Annotated in this window: 3 protein-coding genes; 2 read left to right on the top strand and 1 reads right to left on the bottom strand. The window is 44.6% G+C overall.

Translation table 11 applies throughout. The annotated features are described in order from the left end of the window. Together H6F50_RS08400 and H6F50_RS08395 are read left to right on the top strand one after the other, a co-directional pair. On the top strand, positions 1 to 582 hold a 582-nt coding region (locus H6F50_RS08400; protein WP_190428314.1), incomplete at its 5' end, for an ATP-binding protein. Between the two features lie 362 nt (positions 583 to 944). After that, complete coding sequence (locus H6F50_RS08395) at positions 945 to 2,699, top strand: DUF262 domain-containing protein (protein ID WP_190428312.1); 1,755 nt, start codon at positions 945 to 947, stop codon at positions 2,697 to 2,699. A 75-nt stretch (positions 2,700 to 2,774) separates the two neighbouring features. Here the strand turns inward: H6F50_RS08395 and H6F50_RS08390 are convergent. Beyond that, positions 2,775 to 3,830, bottom strand: a 1,056-nt coding sequence (locus H6F50_RS08390; RefSeq protein WP_190428310.1) for a carotenoid oxygenase family protein, incomplete at its 5' end; no start/stop codon positions are given.

Here is a 3,830-nt window from a genome sequence, read left to right as displayed (position 1 = left end):
CTTTTTGATTCCATGAAAGTAGGGGCAGAGCGCATCAGAGATATTGTCCTTAGCTTGCGGAATTTTTCACGGCTGGATCAAGCTGAAATGAAACCAGTTGATATCCATGAGGGCATCGAATCTACTTTGCTGATTTTGCAGCATCGGCTCAAGAAAGATAGTTTGCATTCTGGTATTGAAGTAATCAAAAATTACGGTCAACTGCCACGAATTTTTTGTTACGCTTCTGAGCTAAATCAGGTATTTATGAATCTTCTAAGTAATGCAATCGATGCTTTAGAGGAAATAAGAAACTCTGGAGAAGTATCTGATAAAAAGCCTACTATTAGTATTTACACAGAAATGGCTTCTTCTAATTCAGTCAGAATTAGAATTGCTGACAATGGATCGGGAATGACTGAGGATGTAAAAAAGAAAATATTTGACCCATTTTTTACGACCAAGCCTGTAGGTTCTGGTACTGGTTTGGGATTATCCATTAGCTACCAGATCGTGGTAGACAAACATAATGGAAAGCTCAGTTGTGTTTCTTCTTCAGGTCTTGGTACTGAATTTATCATTGAGATGCCGATAAGTCAGTAACCATTGCCAATGCAGTTTGTCGGAATATCCAGGATGCAATATCAACAGAGCGATCGCGCTTTACAACTCTTTGGGATTAATTTCTCGTTCTCGCAGCAGCGTTCCTCATTTGATAGCTGGCGCGGCATCGGTTGGTAGTTTTTGTACCATACTGCTGTGTTGAGAGCTTGCGGTTGTTTTAACTGTAGCGATCGCATTTTGAAAGCTATGACAAGAGAGCGCACACTTCGCTAACGCCAACCCATCAACCTCTACCTGAGTGCTTTGTTAACTTTTTGTTACTGTTAGCTGGAGCTTGCTCTTGGGAATACTTTAAATAGAGCTTTCTGATTAGCTCTGCTGCAATCACTACTAGAAATGATATGCCACCAGTTAAGAACTTTGATAGCAAGAGTATCCCATTACTTGACCTGTTGCGAAGCACTAAAGAGGGAAAAGCTCAACTGCCAGACTTTCAGCGTAGCTGGGTTTGGAACGATGACCAAGTATGCAGCTTGTTAGCCAGCATTTCACTTTCTTACCCAATTGGAGCAGTGATGATGCTCGAAACAGGCAACCCTGATGTGCGATTCCAACCTCGTCCGATTGAAGGAGTGACACTGAATAATCCGACAGAACCAGAGGAACTAATTCTAGATGGGCAGCAGCGCTTGACCTCGCTTTTTCAGACATTGCTATCAGGAAAAGCAGTTAAAACAAAAGATACACGAGGTAAAGAAATTTACCGATGGTATTACATTAACATTGCCAAAGCACTCGACCCAACTATTGACCGAGAGGAAGCTATTGTTAGCGTTCCAGAGGACAAGATAATCCGCAATTTTCGTAAAGAAATTGTGGCGGATTACTCAACTTCTGAAAAAGAGTACCAAAATGAAATGTTCCCGATTTCGCAAACTTTTTACTCCTCCGATTGGATGACCAGTTATAACGAATACTGGGACTACCAAAAGGAAAAAGTCAAGCTTGTTAATAAATTTAATAATGACATTGTAAAGCAGTTTGAGCATTACGATGTACCAGTTATTTTGCTGCACAAGGAAACACCAAGAGAGGCAGTATGTCAAGTTTTTGAAAAAATGAATACAGGTGGTGTATCTCTTACTGTTTTTGAGCTAGTCACAGCAACTTTTGCAGCCGATAAGTTCAACCTCCGAGAAGATTGGGCAACACGAGAGAAGGCACTGAAGATCCATCAGGTACTAAGAGATATTGAAAACACAGATTTTTTACAGGCGGTGACATTACTTGCTACCCTTGACAAATCCTCAGTAAGCTGTAAGCGCAAGGATGTTCTAAACCTGAGCTTAGAGCAATACAAGGAATGGGCTGATTTAGTTACTTTAGGCTTCGAGCAAGCGGCAAAATTTCTCCACACACAAAAGATATTTAGCGATCGCGAACTGCCTTATCAAACTCAGCTTACAGCCCTTGCAGCTATCTTCGCGGCACTTGGCGATTGCGTTATTGGTACGGGAGCAATTGCAAAATTAGCTAATTGGTATTGGTGTGGAGTTTTTGGAGAACTTTACAATAGTGCCATTGAAAGTCGTTTAGCAAAAGATGTACCACAAGTACGGGACTGGATTAATGGTTGTGGTGCTGAACCTGACACAATCAGAGATGCTAACTTTGCTCCTGACCGTCTTTTGAGTCTCTATACTCGCAGAAGTGCTGCTTATAAAGGCTTATCTGCTTTATTGTTGAGGGATGGTGGTTGCGACTTCTTTACAAGTTATCCCATTGACACTCTGATGGAGTTTAATGAATCTATTGATATCCATCACATTTTTCCGCGACACTGGTGCCACCACAACGGCATTGCAGCCGAGGTTTACGACTGCGCGATCAACAAAACCCCACTTTCAGCCAAAACTAATAAGATGATTGGAGGTAAAGCACCAAGCATCTACTTAACCGATATTGAGAAGAAATCCGACATCTTAGAAGACAATCTGAATGAGATTTTGCGATCGCACGTTATAGATCCAGCTAGTTTACGCACAGATAATTTTGATGCCTTCTTCCAAGCTAGAAAAAATGCACTTTTAGATCGGATTGAGAAGGCAATGGGTAAGCCGATTCTGCGGGAGGCGGCTAAAGAGATAGAAAATTAGAGTTTGAGTGCGAACAGGACAATGGGCGATCGCATCTTTGACGATTTCAAGAATGCGATCGCATCTCACCACAAATTAGACAGAAGCGCTTAACTGTTCCTCAGAAACCCATGCACCGTGGAAACCGTAAGGCACCCGCTGGGGGATGAGGACACGCGCTACTGGTTCAGATGTCACGTCTTGGGCATTTACGACCACCAGTTCCGAAGTGTCTGCTTCATCATCATGGACAAAAGTCATTAGCCAACCGTCATCCTCAGCAGTCGCATCGGGACGAGGAACAAATACCGCTTCGCCACCATAGCGTCCCCGTCCGAATTCGTGAGTTTCGGACTTACCATTCTTAAAGTCATACTTGATGACCCCTTCAAATAGAGGCATCGGATTATTTGCCATCTTTGCCGTATAACCGTAGCGCATCGGTCGTCCCATTCGCTGTTCGTTCAGGCGGGGGAAATCTGATGGCGCATCATCCAGCATTTCCTCCTTTACCGTACCCGTGCTGAGGTTAAAGCGCCATTGGTACAAACGACCAGCGTCTCCCTCATTTTCTCCGGGGGTCATATCAGTCGTTAAAACACTGGTGGAACTCATGCGACAAGCGACAAGCACTACTTCATCTCCCTCCTCGTAGGCATTGAGAGTATGGAAGACGTAGCAGGGGGGACTTTCAAACCAGCGGATGTTGCTGTTATCGCCATGACGGGGGACAATCCCGAAACGACTAGGGCGATCGCGCTCAAACATCAATGGTGGTTTACCCTGCTGCATTCGTGCCATGCTGAAAGTTAGCGGCAGATCCATAAAGATTGTGTAGTGTTCGGTGATGGCAAAATCGTGCATCATCACCCCCATCGGCAAGTCGATGGGAACGGTTCGCAACAGCTCACCCTCCGCTGAAACGACGCTGTATTTCAGGTACGGTGGGGCAAACGAGTAGCCAAAAAACATCATCTCGCCCGTTTCGGCATCGACCTTCGGATGGGCGGTGAAGGCAGAAACCAGCTTGCTATTGTAAGTGTAAGCACCTGATGTCTCTAAACTGGGAACTTCGATCGCGTGAGGTTCGCCTCCTTCCCAAAGCGCTAGCAGCCGCCCATCGTGCCACACTAGAGCCGTGTTAGCGGTATT

Source organism: Coleofasciculus sp. FACHB-712 (assembly GCF_014695635.1).
Lineage (GTDB): Bacteria > Cyanobacteriota > Cyanobacteriia > Cyanobacteriales > FACHB-T130 > FACHB-T130.
The sequence above is the reverse complement of the archived record's forward strand: the minus strand, read 5'-3'. Positions and strand labels throughout refer to the sequence as shown.